Origin of the sequence: Macrococcoides bohemicum (assembly GCF_003259675.1) — a bacterium.
Lineage (GTDB): Bacteria > Bacillota > Bacilli > Staphylococcales > Staphylococcaceae > Macrococcoides > Macrococcoides bohemicum.
The window spans coordinates 501,777-519,815 of the sequence record NZ_PZJG01000001.1; the positions used below are offsets into that span (position 1 = coordinate 501,777).

Annotated in this window: 21 protein-coding genes and 1 riboswitch; of the genes, 16 read left to right on the forward strand and 5 right to left on the reverse strand. The window is 33.3% G+C overall.

The features are described 5' to 3' along the window. Positions 1 to 24: 24 nt before the first annotated feature. Positions 25 to 828 (reverse strand): pyrroline-5-carboxylate reductase, encoded by an 804-nt coding sequence (gene proC, locus BHX94_RS03350; protein ID WP_111744893.1) that lies wholly within the window; start codon positions 826 to 828, stop codon positions 25 to 27. Between the two features lie 109 nt (positions 829 to 937). Here proC and BHX94_RS03355 point away from each other — a divergent pair, with 109 nt between their 5' ends. Next, a complete protein-coding gene (locus tag BHX94_RS03355) occupies positions 938 to 1,693 on the forward strand; it encodes an SDR family NAD(P)-dependent oxidoreductase (RefSeq protein WP_157742176.1) in 756 nt (251 codons plus the stop codon). 33 nt (positions 1,694 to 1,726) lie between these two features. On the opposite strand, the gene BHX94_RS03360 is transcribed toward BHX94_RS03355, so the two are convergent. Together BHX94_RS03360 and BHX94_RS03365 are read right to left on the reverse strand one after the other, a co-directional pair. After that, the gene (locus BHX94_RS03360; RefSeq protein WP_111744894.1) at positions 1,727 to 2,716 is read right to left on the reverse strand and encodes an alpha/beta hydrolase; all 990 of its coding nucleotides are present in this window, start codon (positions 2,714 to 2,716) and stop codon (positions 1,727 to 1,729) included. Further along, positions 2,713 to 3,630, reverse strand: coding sequence for an aldo/keto reductase (locus tag BHX94_RS03365; RefSeq protein WP_111744895.1), 918 nt, complete (start codon positions 3,628 to 3,630; stop codon positions 2,713 to 2,715). The genes BHX94_RS03360 and BHX94_RS03365 overlap by 4 nt, the downstream gene beginning before the upstream one ends. 64 nt (positions 3,631 to 3,694) lie before the next feature. Between BHX94_RS03365 and BHX94_RS03370 the strand changes: the two genes are divergently transcribed. The 4 genes from BHX94_RS03370 to BHX94_RS03385 all read left to right on the forward strand — a co-directional run bounded on the left by BHX94_RS03370 (position 3,695) and on the right by BHX94_RS03385 (position 6,019). After that, positions 3,695 to 4,228, forward strand: a complete 534-nt coding sequence (locus BHX94_RS03370) for an NUDIX hydrolase (protein WP_111744896.1) — start codon at positions 3,695 to 3,697, stop codon at positions 4,226 to 4,228. Between the two features lie 103 nt (positions 4,229 to 4,331). Then, on the forward strand, positions 4,332 to 4,811 hold the full coding sequence (gene fur / locus BHX94_RS03375; protein WP_096076419.1) for a ferric iron uptake transcriptional regulator: 480 nt from the start codon (positions 4,332 to 4,334) through the stop codon (positions 4,809 to 4,811). Between the two features lie 92 nt (positions 4,812 to 4,903). Further along, positions 4,904 to 5,791: a site-specific tyrosine recombinase XerD gene (gene xerD, locus BHX94_RS03380; RefSeq protein ID WP_111744897.1), complete on the forward strand. Its 888-nt coding sequence runs from the start codon at positions 4,904 to 4,906 to the stop codon at positions 5,789 to 5,791. Positions 5,792 to 5,800: 9 nt separating this feature from the next. Next, positions 5,801 to 6,019: a hypothetical protein gene (locus BHX94_RS03385; protein WP_111744898.1), complete on the forward strand. Its 219-nt coding sequence runs from the start codon at positions 5,801 to 5,803 to the stop codon at positions 6,017 to 6,019. On the opposite strand, the gene BHX94_RS03390 is transcribed toward BHX94_RS03385, so the two are convergent. Then, positions 5,954 to 6,463, reverse strand: coding sequence for a DUF309 domain-containing protein (locus BHX94_RS03390; protein WP_170120742.1), 510 nt, complete (start codon positions 6,461 to 6,463; stop codon positions 5,954 to 5,956). The two genes, BHX94_RS03385 and BHX94_RS03390, sit on opposite strands and share 66 nt — an antisense overlap. A 29-nt stretch (positions 6,464 to 6,492) precedes the next feature. Between BHX94_RS03390 and BHX94_RS03395 the strand changes: the two genes are divergently transcribed. From BHX94_RS03395 to BHX94_RS03435, 9 genes are all read left to right on the forward strand, one after another. Further along, the gene (locus tag BHX94_RS03395) at positions 6,493 to 7,218 is read left to right on the forward strand and encodes a segregation and condensation protein A (RefSeq protein WP_111744900.1); all 726 of its coding nucleotides are present in this window, start codon (positions 6,493 to 6,495) and stop codon (positions 7,216 to 7,218) included. Then, positions 7,208 to 7,753 (forward strand): SMC-Scp complex subunit ScpB, encoded by a 546-nt coding sequence (gene scpB, locus BHX94_RS03400; RefSeq protein ID WP_111744901.1) that lies wholly within the window; start codon positions 7,208 to 7,210, stop codon positions 7,751 to 7,753. The genes BHX94_RS03395 and scpB overlap by 11 nt, the downstream gene beginning before the upstream one ends. A gap of 1 nt (position 7,754) precedes the next feature. Continuing rightward, positions 7,755 to 8,492 carry a pseudouridine synthase gene (locus BHX94_RS03405; protein WP_111744902.1) on the forward strand — a complete coding sequence of 246 codons (738 nt, stop codon included), beginning with the start codon at positions 7,755 to 7,757 and terminating at the stop codon, positions 8,490 to 8,492. An 80-nt stretch (positions 8,493 to 8,572) separates the two neighbouring features. After that, positions 8,573 to 9,103 (forward strand): thiol-disulfide oxidoreductase ResA, encoded by a 531-nt coding sequence (resA, locus tag BHX94_RS03410; RefSeq protein WP_096076425.1) that lies wholly within the window; start codon positions 8,573 to 8,575, stop codon positions 9,101 to 9,103. Between the two features lie 13 nt (positions 9,104 to 9,116). After that, positions 9,117 to 10,754 carry a cytochrome c biogenesis protein ResB gene (resB, locus tag BHX94_RS03415; RefSeq protein WP_111744903.1) on the forward strand — a complete coding sequence of 546 codons (1,638 nt, stop codon included), beginning with the start codon at positions 9,117 to 9,119 and terminating at the stop codon, positions 10,752 to 10,754. Then, complete coding sequence (ccsB, locus tag BHX94_RS03420; protein ID WP_111744904.1) at positions 10,747 to 11,955, forward strand: c-type cytochrome biogenesis protein CcsB; 1,209 nt, start codon at positions 10,747 to 10,749, stop codon at positions 11,953 to 11,955. The genes resB and ccsB overlap by 8 nt, the downstream gene beginning before the upstream one ends. Before the next feature lie 18 nt (positions 11,956 to 11,973). Beyond that, the gene (locus BHX94_RS03425; RefSeq protein ID WP_096076428.1) at positions 11,974 to 12,681 is read left to right on the forward strand and encodes a response regulator transcription factor; all 708 of its coding nucleotides are present in this window, start codon (positions 11,974 to 11,976) and stop codon (positions 12,679 to 12,681) included. Continuing rightward, positions 12,681 to 14,429: an ATP-binding protein gene (locus tag BHX94_RS03430; protein WP_111744905.1), complete on the forward strand. Its 1,749-nt coding sequence runs from the start codon at positions 12,681 to 12,683 to the stop codon at positions 14,427 to 14,429. Before BHX94_RS03425 ends, BHX94_RS03430 begins: the two co-directional genes overlap by 1 nt. A 38-nt stretch (positions 14,430 to 14,467) precedes the next feature. After that, a riboswitch (FMN riboswitch) is annotated at positions 14,468 to 14,586 on the forward strand. Positions 14,587 to 14,645: 59 nt separating this feature from the next. After that, positions 14,646 to 15,212, forward strand: a complete 567-nt coding sequence (locus BHX94_RS03435; protein ID WP_111744906.1) for an ECF transporter S component — start codon at positions 14,646 to 14,648, stop codon at positions 15,210 to 15,212. A 63-nt stretch (positions 15,213 to 15,275) separates the two neighbouring features. On the opposite strand, the gene BHX94_RS03440 is transcribed toward BHX94_RS03435, so the two are convergent. After that, positions 15,276 to 15,527, reverse strand: a complete 252-nt coding sequence (locus tag BHX94_RS03440) for a ferredoxin (protein WP_096076431.1) — start codon at positions 15,525 to 15,527, stop codon at positions 15,276 to 15,278. A gap of 106 nt (positions 15,528 to 15,633) precedes the next feature. Between BHX94_RS03440 and BHX94_RS03445 the strand changes: the two genes are divergently transcribed. Together BHX94_RS03445 and BHX94_RS03450 are read left to right on the forward strand one after the other, a co-directional pair. Continuing rightward, positions 15,634 to 16,587, forward strand: coding sequence for a helix-turn-helix domain-containing protein (locus BHX94_RS03445; RefSeq protein WP_111744907.1), 954 nt, complete (start codon positions 15,634 to 15,636; stop codon positions 16,585 to 16,587). After that, complete coding sequence (locus BHX94_RS03450; protein WP_170120743.1) at positions 16,584 to 18,014, forward strand: RecQ family ATP-dependent DNA helicase; 1,431 nt, start codon at positions 16,584 to 16,586, stop codon at positions 18,012 to 18,014. The genes BHX94_RS03445 and BHX94_RS03450 overlap by 4 nt, the downstream gene beginning before the upstream one ends. The last annotated feature ends 25 nt before the right edge of the window (positions 18,015 to 18,039 follow it).

Genomic DNA, 18,039 nt, shown 5'->3' on the forward strand with positions numbered 1-18,039 from the left:
TTTATTATTATATTTATATTTGTATTATTTTCCTAATTCTTTACTACGATTTAAAGCTTCATTCAAGCAATCTACAAAAATTTCTTCGATAGGGTGTTTCGCTAAAGCATCCAGTCCTGCCTTCGTTGTACCACCCTTTGAAGTGATATTTTCACGTAACTGATCAAGAGACAGTTCACTATTTTCAAGCATTCTTGCAGTACCGATAATCAATTTACGTACCGCAATATCAGTGTCTTCATGTGATAAGCCAAGTTGATTTGCAGCATTGATATACTGTTCATACATATAGTATAAAAAGGCAGGGCCACTACCTGTGATTGCGGTAACATCATGTAATGAATCTTCTTCAACTTCAATAGATGTTCCAAACGCATTGAGTAGATTGAATAACGTTTGTTTATCGCTTTCCTCGAAATTATCTGAGAAAGATATTCCAGTTACTGATTGTTGAACATGTGCATTAGTATTGGGCATGATACGTGCGACTGGATTTGATGTTTGAAGCTTAGTTTTGATTTGATTAATTGGTACGCCAGCCATCATTGAAACAAACTTATTATGTGTATTGAGATGAGGTTGAATACGCTCAACAAGTGAAACAAAGTCATGAGGCTTAACAGCTAAAAATACAAAATCAGCATTTGATAACAGTTCATTATCGTCATAGCTATATTGTGTATTTAATGTGCTGTTTAATCTTTTTAATTCTTCAATGTCACTTCTATTTGTTAGAAATATATCTTCACCTTTTACGGTATTACTTTCAATCAATCCTGTAAATATTGCGCTGGCCATATTACCTGAGCCGTAAAATACAATCTTCATGTCACATGCCTCCTGGAATCTTTGTTATTATTATTATTATAAGATTGTAATGGGTAAAACACAATTTTGACATAAAATAAATCATATTTATAGAAATGTGGTGCTTAGATTGATTGGCAAAAGAGCATTAATAACCGGTGCTACAAGTGGTGTTGGCTTAAAGATTACTGAATTATTATTAGCGCGTGGCGTTCATGTCACGGCTGTTGGCAGACGTATTGAACAATTAGATAGACTAAAAAAAGATTTTGACAGACTTAAGGTTTACAGTGTCGATATGATAGATTCAGAACATTTTTCTCATTTTATAAAAAGTATAGAAATCGAAGGCACATATGACTATTTAATTAATTGCGCTGGTTTTGCAGAATATGGTCCATTAATTAATCAAGATGACGACGTCATAGCAGATATGATACATGTCAATTTAACGCAGACCGTCATTCTTACGAAACATGTTTTACTTAAAATGAATCCAGGAGGTATGGTTGTCACGATTGGTAGTCTATCAAGTAAAGTAACTACGCCTTTTGGTGCAATATATGCCGCTTCAAAATCAGGTATAAATCAGGTGATGAACGCATTAAGGTTAGAACAAAGTCACATTCATTTTTTAACTGTTAATACCGGACCTGTCAATACACAATTTATTCAGAAAGCTAACAAAGGTAAACCGATGAATCAGTTAGCAGAGCGGGTACAGCTTGATGTTAACCAGTTAAGCATGCAAATAGTAAATGCCATGATCGATAGAAAAACGGAGCTTAATCTTCCGGTTTGGATGGATTCTGGATTGAAGATTTATGGCCTTGCACCGAGAAAGCTTGAAAAGATATTTAAAAAATATTTTATGACAAAAAAATAACAGGTGTATGATACACTTGTTATTTTTTCATTGTTATTTCTTCTTTTTTATTTTATGTTTATCATTTGCTTTATTTTGCGCATTGCCAGGCTTCGGTGGCAATAAGTCAAATGTCGTTAAGAAATGTTCCACTTTGTTCTTATAGGAAATGGGATTGACATTATAACTTGCAGCATGCCCACCATGTTCTGGATACCAGCGCATCTTAGGTCCACGCTTTTTATTATAAAGATCAACCGAGTGGGTATAAGGAATAAATACATCTGGTTTAGAATGGATAAACAGGATAGGCTGTTCAACATTTTGGATGACATCTATCGGTGATACTTGTTTCAGGGAAAAATGTGTTCTCATTTTCAGTACTTGATTTAAGGCTGATAATACAATGCCACTTCCGAATGATGATTTCTGTTCTATGATTTGTGTCAATAATCGGGCAAAATTAGAAAATGCACAATCTGAAACATAGAATGCTGCTTCATTAGCTAATTCTCCAGCATAAAGTAATGTTGTAACTGCACCCATTGATTCACCATGGACACCGAAAGTAATGTCATAACCATATTGTTCTTTTAAAAAGGCGATAACAGATTCTAAATCTGTCTTTTCGTAATAGCCATATGTGCTGTGATTACCACCACTTTCCCCATGTCTGCGATGATCAAAGATAATACCATTAAACCCTAACTCATTAAACATATTTAAATATTTTATGCTCGTAATTTTATTTTCAGTAACACCATGACAGAATACCATCCAGTGCTTATGTTCATAGGGCTTTACAACAGTGGCACTTAAGTTGTAGCCATTGCGTGAAGGGATTGTAACATTAATCGGTTGCTTTGCGTTAAATGCTTCAACATCCAATCGTTTCGCCTTAATTTCACGTCGACGTATTACTTCAACGTCACGCAATTTAAAATTTAAGACATAGTTTGAAGCGACCAATCCAACGATGCTGGAAGTAATACCTGATGCGAGTGATACACCGAGTAACGTTCTTGTTAGTATTTTATTGTTCATACTAAATGATCCTCGTAGTGTAAGTTTTTGAATGCTTCAACTATATTAATAAGTGACTGTTCATCTAATGGCTGCTCTGTTGCTGTAGTATATGCTTTAACATTTGCCTGTAACTGTTCAGCGCTCGATGCACCATTTACAATTGAAGCAACAGGATATAATGTTAAGTATTGATATACAGCCTGTTGTAACGGCGCAATTGTAGTAGCTTCATCAAGACTTTGTCTTAATTCTTCCTGAGTTAGACCTAGTGTACCCGTTTCAAATTTTTTATCTAATATTTCAGCATGATTATCTGTTAAAAGACCTTTCATCAATGGGCCTCGAGCCAAAACCTGCACATCTTTTGATTGGATAGATGCTATTAAATCTGTTGGACGATTGTCGATAATGTTAAATTGCATCATTATCGTATCAATATTACTATGCTTTAAATAATAATCAATGACATTTGGTCGAATAGAACTGATACCATATGCACGGATCAAGCCTTCTTTTTTCAGTTGCTCAAAAGTTTCTATGGTTTCATCCTTATTATCTTCAATCATGCCGCCATGCAGCATATATAAATCTAAATAATCTGTTTCAAGACGTTTTAGACTTTCATGTATACTTTGTGTAATATGGGCTTTAGAAGGATCCCAAACAACTTCATCATTTAACATATTAAATCGATTACCAACTTTTGATGCTAAAGTAATCTGATCACGTTTTTTAGAATGTTTAATGAAATGGCCGATATTTTTTTCGTTCTGTCCTTTTTGATATAGGTCAGCTGTATCTATGTATGTAATGCCGAGATCGACTGCCTGGTCGAGAATATATTGACTATCAAGTGCGTCTTGAGGCAGATTCATGGCACCGAAACCCATTTCAGAAAACTTTATACCACTTTTTGTTGTATTAAATTTCATGTCTTTCCCTCCATTCGTTATAATAAATATAGTTTAACATGTACAAAAAGGAGAGTGTATTAATATGGATCTAACAGAACGCACACTATCAAAAGAAACGATACTAGACGGCAAAGTGTTAACTGTCGAGAGACACCAGGTCGAATTACCCAATGGTAAGGAAAGTACAAGGGAAGTTGTACTGCACCCAGGAGCAGTTGCAGTGATTGCGATGAAACAGAATAAATTACTACTTGTTGAACAATTCAGAAAAGCACCTGAAGAAAATTTAATCGAGATCCCTGCAGGTAAAGTTGACCCAGGGGAAGAACGACGTGACACTGCACTGCGTGAATTAGAAGAAGAAACAGGTTTTACTTCAAAGACGATGGAACTGGTTAATGAGTTTTATGTTTCACCCGGATTCTGTAATGAATTTATTTCTTTATTTGAAGCGGGGGAACTTATTGAATCTCATAATCTTGAAGCGGATGAAGACGAATTTGTATTGAAACACTGGTTGACATTAGAAGAGGCCAATAACTGGATAAAAACAGGGAAAATTAAAGATGCGAAGACGATAATAGCAATTCAATATTTGCTATTATCAATGAAATAATATTAGATTATAATAATTCTAAAAAAGACATTGTTTTTCTTGCTTTAATTCTCAATTACTGATATTTTATATATATCAATCGTAACCTTTAGGAGTGTTAGTAATGCAGGAGAGAATCAATAGAATAAAGGAGCAATTACATGATGCTTCTTATAAATTAACCCCTCAAAGGGAAGCGACAGTGACCGTATTATTAGAAAATGAAGCTGATCATTTGAGTGCAGAAGATGTTTTCCTAAAAGTAAAGGAACGTGCACCTGAAATTGGTCTCGCAACTGTATATCGTACATTAGAATTATTAGCTGAATTGAAGATTGTTGATAAGATTAATTTTGGAGATGGCGTTGCACGTTTTGATTTGAGAAAAGAAGGTGCAAAACACTTTCACCATCATCTTGTATGTATGAGTTGTGGAGATGTTGATGAAATAGAAGAAGATTTACTGGATGAAGTTGAAAAGAAAGTAGAATCGGATTATCATTTCTTAATAATGGATCATCGTTTAACTTTCCATGGTATTTGTAAAAAATGTGCCGACAAAGGCGTTCAACCTGAAGATCTTGATAAAAAAATAACAGAATAATTTGAAATGCAGATGAAATAATCATCTGTATTTTTTTATATTTTTAGTTGATTATATAATTATTATGGTAAACTTAATAGTGAGGTGTTAATATGCAAACAATAATAGATGAATTTTTACATTTTATTATGATTGAAAAAGGACTAAGTAAAAATACAGTTGCAGCTTATCGTAGAGATTTAAACCATTATCAGGCTTTTTTGAAAGAGGAGAAAATTGGTAATATTGATAACATCGATAGATATACGATCACTTTATTTTTAGGATATTTAAAAGATCAGGGTAAATCTGCAAAAACTTTAGCACGGGTTTCAGCGACAATTAGAGGATTTCATCAGTTTGCTTTAAGAGAAAAATATGCGGTTAAAGATCCTACAGTCATTCTTGAAGCACCAAAATATGAACGCAATCTGCCGGATATTCTTTCTATAGAAGAGGTTGATAAATTTTTATCGACACCAGATACATCAAAGCTTACTGGAAAGCGTGATCAGGCAATGCTTGAACTGTTATATGCTACTGGTATGCGTGTATCAGAGCTGATTAATTTAAACGTAGATGATGTGAATACAATCATGGGTTTTGTTCGCGTATTCGGTAAAGGTAATAAAGAACGTATTATTCCTATTGGAGATAATATGATTAAATTGCTGGAGAAGTATATCCAGTCTACGCGTTATAAGATGCTTAAAAAAGAAATGACAGACAGTCTATTTCTAAATTTTCATGGTAAAAGACTCACACGCCAAGGATTCTGGAAGATAATGCGTCAAATTAAAGTTGAAGCTGGCATAGACAAGAAACTTACGCCACATACTTTACGTCATTCTTTTGCAACACATCTTCTAGAAAATGGTGCAGACCTACGTGCCGTACAGGAAATGTTAGGACATGCAGATATTTCAACAACGCAACTTTATACCCATATCAGCAAGAAACAAATAAGAGAAGTGTATAAAAATACACATCCTAGAGCATAAGGAGAAAATATGAGTAAACAAAGAGAAATTCATAGAAATCAGGAAAAATTTCAAAAAGAAAATGATAGAAAAAAACAGGTTATTGTGCCAGAGGACACGCATGAAACAGATACTCAGATCAATCAGGAGAATGATTCAAAGAAAAATAAGAATAACTGGATATTATTCGGTTTTATCGCCTTGATGTGTATCATCTGGGGTATCCTGTATTGGATATTTATTGTGTAAAGCCATGTTTCTCGCCTGGATGACTTCAGTTCTATCACGTAGTTTATGTTTATGAATGATTGCCTGAGTAGGTTCGTAATAATTTTTTATATCTATTGCTTCTATAACAGGTAGTGTGATGGGATAATAAGTTAAATATTTTTGAATGTCAGTTATTTGCTCTATTAATATAGATATATCTAGATATTCAGATAAGAAAGTCTTATTTATTTTTAGCAACTGTATTGTTTTTTTTAGTAATGTATGAGTACCACGTTTATTGTGACGTCGTAGATGATACATTGCAGTAGCGAGCATAATTAATGCGACTTCAGGGTCTTGTTTAGTAAATTGTGATTTTTGTTTCCAGGCATCCTCCATGATTTCATGACATTCAAAATAATCACGATACACATGAAAATGAATGATATAATCCGAAAATGCTTGTTTAAATAATGCATGCATAAGAAATCCTCCAGAAGTAAGGTGAATATATGTACGAAGTAAAATTAGCTTCATTTGAAGGTCCGTTAGATTTACTCCTTCACTTAATTCAGAAATATGAAATAGATATTTATGATATCTCAATGAAAGTGTTAACAGAACAATATATTAATTATATCAAAAATGTTGATGATCTTGATATTAATCAACATGGTGATTACTTGGTGATGGCGAGTGAGTTATTAAGAATAAAGAGCAAAACATTATTACCAGATACAAATGTAGATGAAAGTGAAAGCATCGAAGATCCACGTGAAGATTTAATGCGACAATTATTAGAATATCAAAATTACCGTTTATATGCTGATATTTTAAAAACGAAAAAAGAGTCACATGAAAAATATTTTGTCAAACGTAGCAATGATTTATCCCATTTCGAGAATGCAAAACAAACACCGATACACATTGAACTTACCGATTTAATCACGGCATATCAGAAAGCAAAGCAACGTCGTAAAAAGATTGCCAGTGAATCTGTAAGTGTAGCCCGAGATACTTACTCCATGGAAGAAGCGATTGAGACAGTGACATATGCACTATCTCAAAAAGATAAAATTACTTTCGATGATTTTGTTTCATTTTCTGAAACAAAAACACAGATAGTAACATTGTTTCTGGCCATTCTGGAACTTATGAAAAATAATAAGATCAATGTTTATCAATCTAATGATTTTGGTGAAATTGAGATTGAAAGAGGAAAAAACTATGTCGAATGAAAAAATTAATATCATACTAGGTTTATTATATGCAGTTGGTGATGAAGGTATTGAAATTGAACAACTTGCAGAGATTATAGAACGCACACCATCACAATTATCTGATATTGTAAGCACATATAATCATGAAATTTTTGAAATTCAAAAGTTAGGATCTAAATACTTTCTGATGACCAATGAAACTTTGAATCCATACCTGGAAGATCTGGTTACTGCTACAAATGAAAAGAAATTAACACAGGCTTCACTCGAAACTTTAGCGATAATTGCATATAATCAACCTGTAACACGCCATGATATTGAAATGATGCGTGGTGTAAATAGTGATGGACCGGTCAAGACATTGATCGAAAGAGGTCTAGTAGAAAGTACAGAAGTGAATGGTGAGCGTGCTAGACAGTTAGCAACGACAGAATTTTTTCTGATGACATTCGGACTTACATCTTTAGATGATTTACCGAGAGATGAGACGATGACAAGTGATGCAAGTGAAATGGAATTATTCTTTAAAAATTTAAATGAAGAGGATGAATAATATGAGTGAACAATTAGAAAGATTACAGAAAGTCATCGCTAAAAGTGGTGTGACTTCACGTCGTAAAGCAGAAGTATTAATCTCAGAAGGTAAAGTTACAGTTAATGGTGAGACAGTAACTGAACTTGGTACGAAAGTAAGTCCTAGAGACCGTGTGGAAGTGGAAGGCATTCCTTTAGAAAATCCGGAAAAGATATATATATTATTCCACAAACCAACTGGTGTAATTACTAGTGTTTCTGATGATAAAGGTCGAACTGTTGTAACTGATTATTTTCCGCAACTAGACTTAAGAATATTTCCTGTAGGTCGTCTTGATTATGAGACAAGTGGTTTATTATTACTGACAAACGATGGTGACTTTGCCAATCAAATGACCCATCCGAAATACAAGATGAAGAAAAAATACGTAGCTAAATTAAAAGGATTTCTATTAAGAGAACAAGTTAAAGAATTGGAACGAGGTATCATGCTAGAAGACGGAAAAACAGCTCCGGCAATTGTGAAAGTAAAGTCACAGGACAAGCTGAAAGACACTACTTTAGTAGAGATTACAATTCATGAAGGTCGTAATCGTCAAGTGCGTCGTATGTTTGCCCATTTTGGTCACGAAGTTGTGAAACTATCTCGTGTTGAATATGGACCGTTAACGCTTAAAGGATTAAATGCAGGGGATGCAAGAGAACTCACACCTCATGAAGTTAAAACTTTACGTAATATGAGTTTAAATAAATCATAAAATTCACATAGTTGCCACAGATAATAATTGCTTAAATGATATAATGTAAAGTGACATTTTGAATAGAGAAGGGGTTAAGCATGGCGAAACAGCAAAAAAAATGGATTCAATATATGGTGACTTTCCTAATTTTGCTCGCAATAATTTTTATCATCTACGTTTCTGTGACGAAAGATGGCGAAAAGGTTGTGAAAATTGGTGATGATGCACCTGTGTTTGAATTGAAAACATTAGATGACAGTAAAGTTAATTTAAAGGATTATCGTGGCAAAGGTTTAGTACTTAATTTCTGGGGGACTTGGTGTGAACCTTGTTTAGAAGAGATGCCGGATTTAAACCGTGCACATAATGTGTACAAAAATCAAGGTGTAGAAGTATTAACGATTCACGTTAAGAACAGTCCACAACAAATTAAACAGTTCTTCAGTGCATTAGACGAAGAAGTAACTTTACCAGTTGGTTTAGATAATGGTGATGTAATGGAAGCATATAATGCGAATGATCTACCGAATACTTATATCATTGATAAAGATGGGAAGATTGTAGCACACCATAAAGGCCAAATGTCAAAAGAAGATATTCAGAAATATATGGAAATGGTTAAACCATAAAAGGAGGATGACGATGCAGGAACAATCGATTAAATGTGTTTGTGGTCATGTAAACCCTCCTGGTACTCAATTATGTCAAAACTGCGGACGTTTGATTAATGACAGCTATGATAAAAAGAAAACAACAGATGTCATGCGATATGACGGTCAAGCAGTGAGAAGTAAGACAAAGCATAAAACATTGCTGGATAAAGTATGGATATTTTTCAGTTCCGTTAAAGTTGGTGTAATATTACTTGTATTAACCGTTTTAGCATCTGCACTAGGGACAATGTTTCCTCAGGAATATTTTATTCCCGTAGGTGAAGATCCATCGACATTCTATAAAGATAAATACGGTACTTTAGGATATATCTATTATAAACTTGGATTAGATAACCTATATACATCTTGGTGGTATCTAATACTACTTGCGCTTGTAGCATTCTCAATTATTGCAGCAAGTATAGACCGAGGCATTCCATTACATAAATCGCTTACACGTCAGACTGTTAAGAAGCACCCAACGTACTTTAAACGTCAGAGGTTGACACTAGATGTACCGACAACGGTTGATCAGGCGGCTCTTGTAAATGCTTTAGAGCAGAGAAAATATAAAGTTAGAACTGACGGTACAGCAATATTAGCTGAAAAAGGCCGTTTAAGTCGTTATGGTCCATACATTAACCATACCGGGCTTATAATTTTGTTAGCAGGTGCAATGCTTCGATTTGTCCCGGCTTTATATGTGGATGAATTTGTTGGTGTTGCAGAAGGTGAGACAAAAAGTATCCCCGGCACAGAAAATACGTATTATATTAAAAATAATAAGTTTATTTTTGAACAATACGATGCAGAATCTATTTCAAACATTAATGGTAAATCAGCAGATGCCAGAATGAATAAAATTGCTAAAAATTATGAATCACAAGTTACAATATATGAAAATAAAGCAGATAAATCAGTTGTAGGTGCTGAACCGAAATTAGCACAAATCAAAGATGACAGTGTAAAAGTGAACCATCCAGTTAAATTTGCAAATTTTGCGTTATATCAGAATAGTTTCGATCAGTCTCAACTTAAAACAATGACATTTAAAGTTGAAGACATCAAGACAGGCAAACCTATCGGTAAAACATTTGAAGTTGCACTTGATAATCCCGGCAAACAATATAAGGTAAGTGATGAATTAACTGTGAATCTAAAAAACTATGCACCGGATTTCAATGGTATTGCGGATAATGGAACTTTATTAACAAGCTCCCCGATTCCAAATAATCCTGCATTCGTCTTTGGGGTTGAGGATAAAGGTAAACAATCAGAATATAGCCTACTAAAAATACGTTCTTCACAGGATATCACTAAAAATAATCAGTATGCGGTAAAATTTGTGAGTGCGACGAATAAAACGATTACTTATTTAACAGTAAAGAAAGATTTAACGTTACCTATTCTATTTATTGGTTTTTCAATATTTTTAATAGGTCTTGCCATTGGATCTTATATTCACCACCGTCGTATCTGGATTGAAACGAAAGATGGATTTAAATTAGCAGCACATACAAATAGAAATTATTATGGGTATTCTAAAGACATTAACAGTATGTTAGAACCTTTCAATTTACCGAAAGTTAACGATAAATATGCGGATACGGAGGAAGAAAATGAATAGTGAAGCTTTATTAAATATCAGTAGTACTTCATTGTATGCTGCATTTATTTTATATTTAATCGCGATATTACCATTCTCAGCAAGCATTAAAGCGAAATCGAAGAAAAGTGAAAAAATTGCAGTAACCTTAACGATTATAGGGTTTATTATGCAGCTCGTATATTTTGTTACACGATGGATGGCGGCAGGACATGCCCCGGTAAGTAATATGTATGAGTTCCTGACTATGTTCGGTATCATGATGGTCGGTGGATTTTTAGTACTATATTTCTTATATCATACGCCAATATTAGCATTGTTCTCATTGCCAATCGCTATGCTTTTAATTGTTTATGCGAGTATGTTCTCACGTGATGTCTCACCACTTATTCCTGCATTACAAAGTAATTGGTTAGCGATTCATGTTATTACTGTATCAATCAGTTACGGTATTTTATCTGTAAGTTCAGTAGCAGGGTTAATCTATTTATTACGTTATGTTGAAGCAAATGAAAAGTCAAAAGATGCTTTTTGGTTAGAGGTTGTAATGTACTTCATAATCCTAGTGATAGCTTTTATATTAACAACAATCGTTATGAAAGGTATCGTTCATTATCAGGAAGATTATTATTACTATGATAAAAATGATAATAGGACAATTGCTGAATATCATTTACCTGGATTAGTGACATTTAAAGATAGTATTCCTGTTGAGAAAATTAAAGGCACGAAACAAGATTATAAAGAAGTTAAACGATTCGATACAGGGATTGAATTACCGCCTGTAATTAACGCTCAAAAATTAAATACAGTAGCATGGTCTATTATCATTGGTACAATTTTATATGCACTGTTAAGATTAGTGTTAAGAAAAACATTATTTGCTGTAGTTAAACCTTTAACGAATAAAGTATCGCTTCAGTTAATGGATGAAATTTGCTATAGATCAGTAATTATTGGTTTCCCATTATTTGCTTTAGGCGGCTTGTTATTTGCGAGTATATGGGCTCAAATTGCCTGGAGTAGGTTCTGGGGATGGGATCCTAAAGAGGTTTGGGCATTAATTACATTCTTATTCTATGCTATCTTCCTGCATTTACGTTTAGGTAGAGGCTGGGAAGGTAAGAAAAGTGCCTGGCTTGCAGTTGTAGGTATGGCAATCATTTTATTCAATGTGATTGCAGTAAACCTTATTATTGCAGGACTGCACTCATACGCTTAAATTAAAGGAGTAATCGACATGAAACATACGATATTGATCGTTGATGATGAAGACAGAATCAGAAAACTTGCCAAAATGTATCTTGAACGTGAAGGTTTTGAGACAGTAGAAGCAAGTGATGGTGAAACAGCCTTAGAACTCGCTTTAAACCAGAATTTTCATTGTATATTACTTGATATAATGCTGCCGGGAATGGACGGTATTGAAGTATGCAGAAGAATTCGTGAGGAAAAAACAACACCAATTATTATGCTAACAGCTAAAGGTGAAGAACATAATCGCGTTGAAGGATTTGAAATAGGGGCTGACGACTATATCGTTAAACCATTTTCGCCACGTGAAGTAGTATTACGTGTTAAAGCGATATTACGACGTGCACAGCCAACAATGTATTTAAAACAAGATTCACACGCGAAAGATTTAATTGTATTTGATTCTTTAGTGATTGATAATGATGCACATCGTGTTATGGCTGAAAATCAGGAAGTTAATTTGACACCAAAAGAATATGAATTATTATTATTTTTAGCAAAAAGTCCGGATAAAGTTTTTGACCGTGAACAATTGCTGAAAGATGTTTGGCATTATGAGTTTTACGGAGATTTACGTACAGTAGATACCCATGTTAAACGTCTTCGAGAAAAATTAAATAAAGTTTCACCGAAAGCTGCTGATATGATTCACACTGTATGGGGTGTTGGTTATAAGTTTGAGGTGAAAGAATAATGCGCTATTTTAATAGCGTAGTAATTAAACTGTGGTTAACTATATTATTTATAGTGACTGCAGTTTTAATTATATTATCTGTTTCTTTAATGGGATTCTTTAATTCGTATTTGAAAAGCGAGTCTGGCCATACGCTTAAGCAGCAAGCTGAAAAAGCTGAGCTCGTATTAACGAGTCATCACGATCAAAGTGATGCATTAACTTATGTGAAAGAATTAATAGAAAATCCTGCAGGTATTATTATTGTTCAAAATAAATCGGATTTAGAAGTAACATACGATGATCCACTCAAACAGCTGATGGTAGACGAAATCAAAGGAAATGACGCTTTTGATAAAGTTTTTGAGAAAGATGAATATGTTGTAAAAGATATTAAAGTAAATTACCAGGATAACAGACATGAATTTATCCTTATCGGATATCCTTCTCAAGCTTTTAATCATAAAGACAGTGGGATATTTATCTATCAGGATACTAATTCAATGGATGATGCACAAAATTATATTACTTTTATTATTTTTATCGTGGCAATGTTATTATTGATACTTACTACTATCTTTGCATTTTTCTTATCCAATAAGATTACAAAACCATTATTACTGTTAAAGACAGCTGCTTTTAATTTAGCAAGAGGTGAGCGTAACAATAAAATAGTTGTATATTCCAGAGATGAGATTGGTGAATTAGCACTTGCGTTTAATAAGATGGAGCAGGAGATAACATTAAATATCAGTAAAATATCCCAGGAACGTAATTTAAGGGATCGATTAATCAATGCAATGGAAGACGGTGTTTTAAGCTTTAATATGGATCTTGAAAAACAGCTTCAAAACCCGATGGCAGAGAAATTTTTAGATGATATTTCTCAGGAAGACACTGATATTTTAAGTAAACTCGTGAATCAGGTAATGCAATCTGATGAAACAAAATATCATGAAATTTCTACATTTAATAAACATTATGTACTCATCATCTCGCCAGTCAAAAATACGACGCAGGGACAAAATAACGGTGCTGTCGCTATCATTCGTGATATGAGTGAAGAGAAAAAGATAGATATGATGAAACAGCAGTTTATCGCAAATGTTTCTCATGAATTACGTACGCCAATCCAAATGTTACAAGGGTATACTGAAGCAATTTTAGATGGTATAGTCGTTGAAAAAGATGACGTGGATGAGTTTTTAAACATTATTTTAGATGAATCTAAACGATTAAATAGGTTGGTTAATGAGTTAATAAATGTTGCTCGTATTGACGCTGGAGAAACGACTTTAAATAAAGAAGTGATGGATATATCGCCTTTACTTGAAAAAAATATTCAGAACTTTAAGCAGAGTGCTATAGAACATGAAACAACATTGCAACTAGATTTAAAGCATACAAAAGAGGTAGCAATTGATTATGATAAGATATTCCAGGTCATTACAAATTTGCTGGACAATGCAATGCGTTATACAAAGAGTGGGGACACTATAAAAATTTCAACATATAATGATACAAACAACCTGTATATCAAAATTGCTGATACTGGTGTAGGTATTGCTAAAGAACATATCAATCATATATTTGATAGGTTTTATAAAGTTGATCAGGCAAGAACACGTGGTAAGCATGGCACTGGATTAGGTTTATTTATCGTAAAAGCTATCATTGAAAAACATCATGGCGAAATTAAAGTTGAAAGTGAGCAAGGTATTGGCACAATATTCACTATTTCAATTCCCTTAGTTGACACGGAGCAGTAGTTTGGTACAATGATTTATGGCATATGCCAATAATACACATTCATCTTCGGGGTCGGTGAAATTCCGAGCCGGCGGTAAAAGCCCGCGACCTGCATTATGCAGCTGATTTGGTGTAATTCCAAAGCCGACAGTACAGTCTGGATGGGAGAAGATGGAGGTCAGAGTTTCGTCAAGTTAATTTGTCCTCCTGATTCAAAGATGAAGTAAGGAGAAATTATGACAAAATTGAATAGAACAAGAAGTCTGATACTGATTAGTTTATTAAGTGCGATTGCATTTATACTGATGTTTTTAAAGGTACCAGTACCTTTCTTACCACCGTATTTAACGATTGATATCAGTGATTTACCGGCAATTATTGCGCTATTTACTGCTGGACCTGTAGCTGCAGTACTTATTGAGTTTATTAAGAACATACTCAACTTTGTAATGAACATGACAGATCCAGTTGGTCCTGTTGCTAATTTTTTAGCAGGGACATCGTTTATATTAACATTGTATGTGATTACAAAAGGAAGATTTAATAAGATAATACCAGCATTTATCAGTGCTACAATCGTAATGACGATTGTTATGAGTATGCTTAACTATTTCGTGTTATTACCAATGTATGGCATGATTATGAATTTAAATGATGTTGTCAAGAATATTCAGGTTATCGTAACAGCAGGTATAATTCCCTTTAATATCATTAAAGGATTATTGCTGACAATTCTCTTTTATATCATTGTTAAACCGTTAGCACCGTTACTTAAAAAACAAATGAAAATTAATAATTATTAGCATAGAACATAACTTGACAAAAAAGCTTGAAGTTCGAATTGAACTTCAAGCTTTTTTAAAATATTATTCAAATTTAAGTGCGTCGCCATCAAATGATTCATCTGCAACTTTAATTGAATCAGTTGGGCAACCTTCAAATGCATCGATCATATCTTCTTCTAATTCTTCCGGTATTTCCTGAGTACCTTTGTTATCATCTAAAATAACATAAGCAATACCTTCATCATCATAATCATATATATCAGGTGCTGCTGCACCACAAGCACCGCAAGCGATACATGTATCCATATCAACGATCGTATATTTACCTGCCATATTTTTTCGCCTCCTCACACTTTCATGCTACACTAGTTATAACATACATAACTATTTTAGTGATAGTTAAGCACATTTTCAACAAAAATATTTCAAGGTGACAATAATGAAAACGATTAATCGGTATATAAAGACGCATTACCTAACAGATAAATCAGTCAAAAGTTTATGGAAATTATTGATTGGTGCGCGAACACAGCAGACTTATTTTGATGCAGTGATGCAGGATCTATTACCAGTTTATGAATTGTATCCAAATGTTTCATTTGAGGCTGTCACTCGGCTCGTTCATAATGATAATGATGTAAATTTTATTCAAAATAATGATCTGAAACTATATCCATACTTTTACTATGCAAGTGAGTTATCTTTTACATCCTTTGTTCTATTGCTTCAAACAGTTTCTGAATATCTCTATCATTCCTCTGACTATTTACCTAGTTCAAATCGTTTATTTATACAGCAGCAAGTAAAACATCTTTTTATGAAGATTAAAAAAGATGATGAATTTATTTTGTTAGCTCATGAAGTAGATGATTTGTCGCAGTTTATCTTTAAAGAGGCTGGTACCTGTTATTTTATACATTTTCTGCATGGTCATCAAATAAGACCTGATAGTTATGAACAAATATCTAAACAATTTAACTTAAGTATTGATGAGATAAAATCACAAATGATCCTCGAAAAGAATTTGATGCTTCATGCATTTAAGACACGCAAATATAAGTTATTAAGTTATCTGTATGTCAGAACGCCTTTACATATCAATACGAGTGATACTTATCAGCGTTTAATTAATGGTGACTCAATAGACACAATTCAGCGAAATAAATCAGTAAGAATACATACGATACAAGATCATATTATTGAAATATTGATTAAAGACTATCCACTTGATACTACATTTTATCTAGCAGAACAAGAATATATAGCCATTAAAGAAATGATAAAAAACAATCGCTTCGGGAAACTAAAGACATTATATGAACTTTCGCCAATAAAAGATTATTTTAAATTAAAAATCGCAATCGTAAAATATAAAATGGAGCAATGCAAATGAAAGCAATCAATAAAATTTTACAAGAGACCTTTGGTATAGAAAGCTTACGAGAAAATCAAATTAAAATTGTGCAAAAGATTCTTGAGGGGAGTGATGTATTAGCGCTTCTACCAACAGGTTCAGGGAAATCACTAACTTTCCAGTTACCGATGCTGATAAATAATAAAAAGACCATTGTAATATCACCATTAATTGCATTAATGGAAGATCAGGTTATGCAGCTTAAACAAAAAAAGATTAAAGCATGCTGTATACATAGTCAGTTAGATGATATGGACAAACAATTATTATTATCTCATGTTGAAACATATGATTTTATATACTGTTCACCTGAATGGCTTGTTACAAATGGTCTGAATTACTTAAAGCACTATCCCTGCGAAGCGATCGTTATAGATGAAGCACATTGCATTTCGGAGTGGGGATTTGAATTCAGACCCCATTATTTGATGATTGATGAAATAGTATCATATTTTGATGCACAGGTTATTGCATTAACCGCCACTGCAAATGATCTAGTAATCTCTGATATTCAGCACGTTATAAAAAGGAAATTAACTGTAATGGATTATTTAACGGAAAGGGAGAATATCTTTTTATCCGTAGTAAATACAAATGATGATGCAGACAAATTGTCCTTTATTTTAGAAGCTTTAAAAGCATCTGCTGCAACTGTAATTTATTTTTCTTCAAAGAAACAAGTCGAATACGTATATAGATATCTTTTAGCGCAAGGTATAATGGTGGAACGCTATCATGCAGATATGCAATATGAAGAAAGGATGTCCGTACAGCAGCGTTTTATGAATGATGAAATACAGGTGATTTGTGCAACGAATGCATTTGGTATGGGCGTTAATAAATCAAATATTAGAACAGTAATACATTATCATATGCCGAAATCTATTTTTCAGTTTATTCAGGAGATAGGTAGAGGAGGCAGAGATGGTGAATTATCACAATCTATTTTGTTGTATAGTCCTAATGATGAGATACTTCCTTATCGACTCAATGAATTAAATGAATTGAGTGTGGTAGAAATAGATTTGTATTTTCAAGGAGCAGTACTATCTGAAGAAAAGCAATTATTGTTGAAAATTCTTTCGGAAAAGTATAATAGAAAAGAAATAGTAGAAAAAATCAAGCATCACCAGCAAATGAAACGAACAGCATTGATACAGATGATTGAATATATACATGAAAAAAATTGTTTTACGCAAAAACTAAATTATTTCAGTTTAAACATGCAAAATGTAACGGATATACAAAGTATGGAGCAAGAAAAAAATAGTTTGAAATGTAAAAGTTGTGCGCAATGCAATGAACAAGTTAAAATCTCGTTTGAACAGCAAAATTATCATGTTCAAAAAAAGTTCGGAAAAACGCTTCTAAATCAACTGTTTAATGATTTATATGACTTTACTTAAGCAACATATTTTGTCTATAATAAGT

Excerpts from the sequence above, each read along its gene's own strand:
- xerD (WP_111744897.1), top strand. The coding sequence starts at position 4,904 with ATGCAAACAATAATAGATGAATTTTTACATTTTATTATGATTGAAAAA.
- BHX94_RS03370 (WP_111744896.1), top strand. The coding sequence starts at position 3,695 with ATGGATCTAACAGAACGCACACTATCAAAAGAAACGATACTAGACGGC.
- BHX94_RS03395 (WP_111744900.1), top strand. The coding sequence starts at position 6,493 with ATGTACGAAGTAAAATTAGCTTCATTTGAAGGTCCGTTAGATTTACTC.
- BHX94_RS03425 (WP_096076428.1), top strand. The coding sequence starts at position 11,974 with ATGAAACATACGATATTGATCGTTGATGATGAAGACAGAATCAGAAAA.
- resB (WP_111744903.1), top strand. The coding sequence starts at position 9,117 with ATGCAGGAACAATCGATTAAATGTGTTTGTGGTCATGTAAACCCTCCT.
- BHX94_RS03450 (WP_170120743.1), top strand. The coding sequence starts at position 16,584 with ATGAAAGCAATCAATAAAATTTTACAAGAGACCTTTGGTATAGAAAGC.
- ccsB (WP_111744904.1), top strand. The coding sequence starts at position 10,747 with ATGAATAGTGAAGCTTTATTAAATATCAGTAGTACTTCATTGTATGCT.
- BHX94_RS03435 (WP_111744906.1), top strand. The coding sequence starts at position 14,646 with ATGACAAAATTGAATAGAACAAGAAGTCTGATACTGATTAGTTTATTA.
- BHX94_RS03390 (WP_170120742.1), bottom strand. The coding sequence starts at position 6,463 with ATGCATGCATTATTTAAACAAGCATTTTCGGATTATATCATTCATTTT.
- BHX94_RS03440 (WP_096076431.1), bottom strand. The coding sequence starts at position 15,527 with ATGGCAGGTAAATATACGATCGTTGATATGGATACATGTATCGCTTGC.
- BHX94_RS03360 (WP_111744894.1), bottom strand. The coding sequence starts at position 2,716 with ATGAACAATAAAATACTAACAAGAACGTTACTCGGTGTATCACTCGCA.
- BHX94_RS03405 (WP_111744902.1), top strand. The coding sequence starts at position 7,755 with ATGAGTGAACAATTAGAAAGATTACAGAAAGTCATCGCTAAAAGTGGT.
- scpB (WP_111744901.1), top strand. The coding sequence starts at position 7,208 with ATGTCGAATGAAAAAATTAATATCATACTAGGTTTATTATATGCAGTT.
- fur (WP_096076419.1), top strand. The coding sequence starts at position 4,332 with ATGCAGGAGAGAATCAATAGAATAAAGGAGCAATTACATGATGCTTCT.
- BHX94_RS03365 (WP_111744895.1), bottom strand. The coding sequence starts at position 3,630 with ATGAAATTTAATACAACAAAAAGTGGTATAAAGTTTTCTGAAATGGGT.
- BHX94_RS03445 (WP_111744907.1), top strand. The coding sequence starts at position 15,634 with ATGAAAACGATTAATCGGTATATAAAGACGCATTACCTAACAGATAAA.
- BHX94_RS03385 (WP_111744898.1), top strand. The coding sequence starts at position 5,801 with ATGAGTAAACAAAGAGAAATTCATAGAAATCAGGAAAAATTTCAAAAA.
- BHX94_RS03430 (WP_111744905.1), top strand. The coding sequence starts at position 12,681 with ATGCGCTATTTTAATAGCGTAGTAATTAAACTGTGGTTAACTATATTA.
- resA (WP_096076425.1), top strand. The coding sequence starts at position 8,573 with ATGGCGAAACAGCAAAAAAAATGGATTCAATATATGGTGACTTTCCTA.
- proC (WP_111744893.1), bottom strand. The coding sequence starts at position 828 with ATGAAGATTGTATTTTACGGCTCAGGTAATATGGCCAGCGCAATATTT.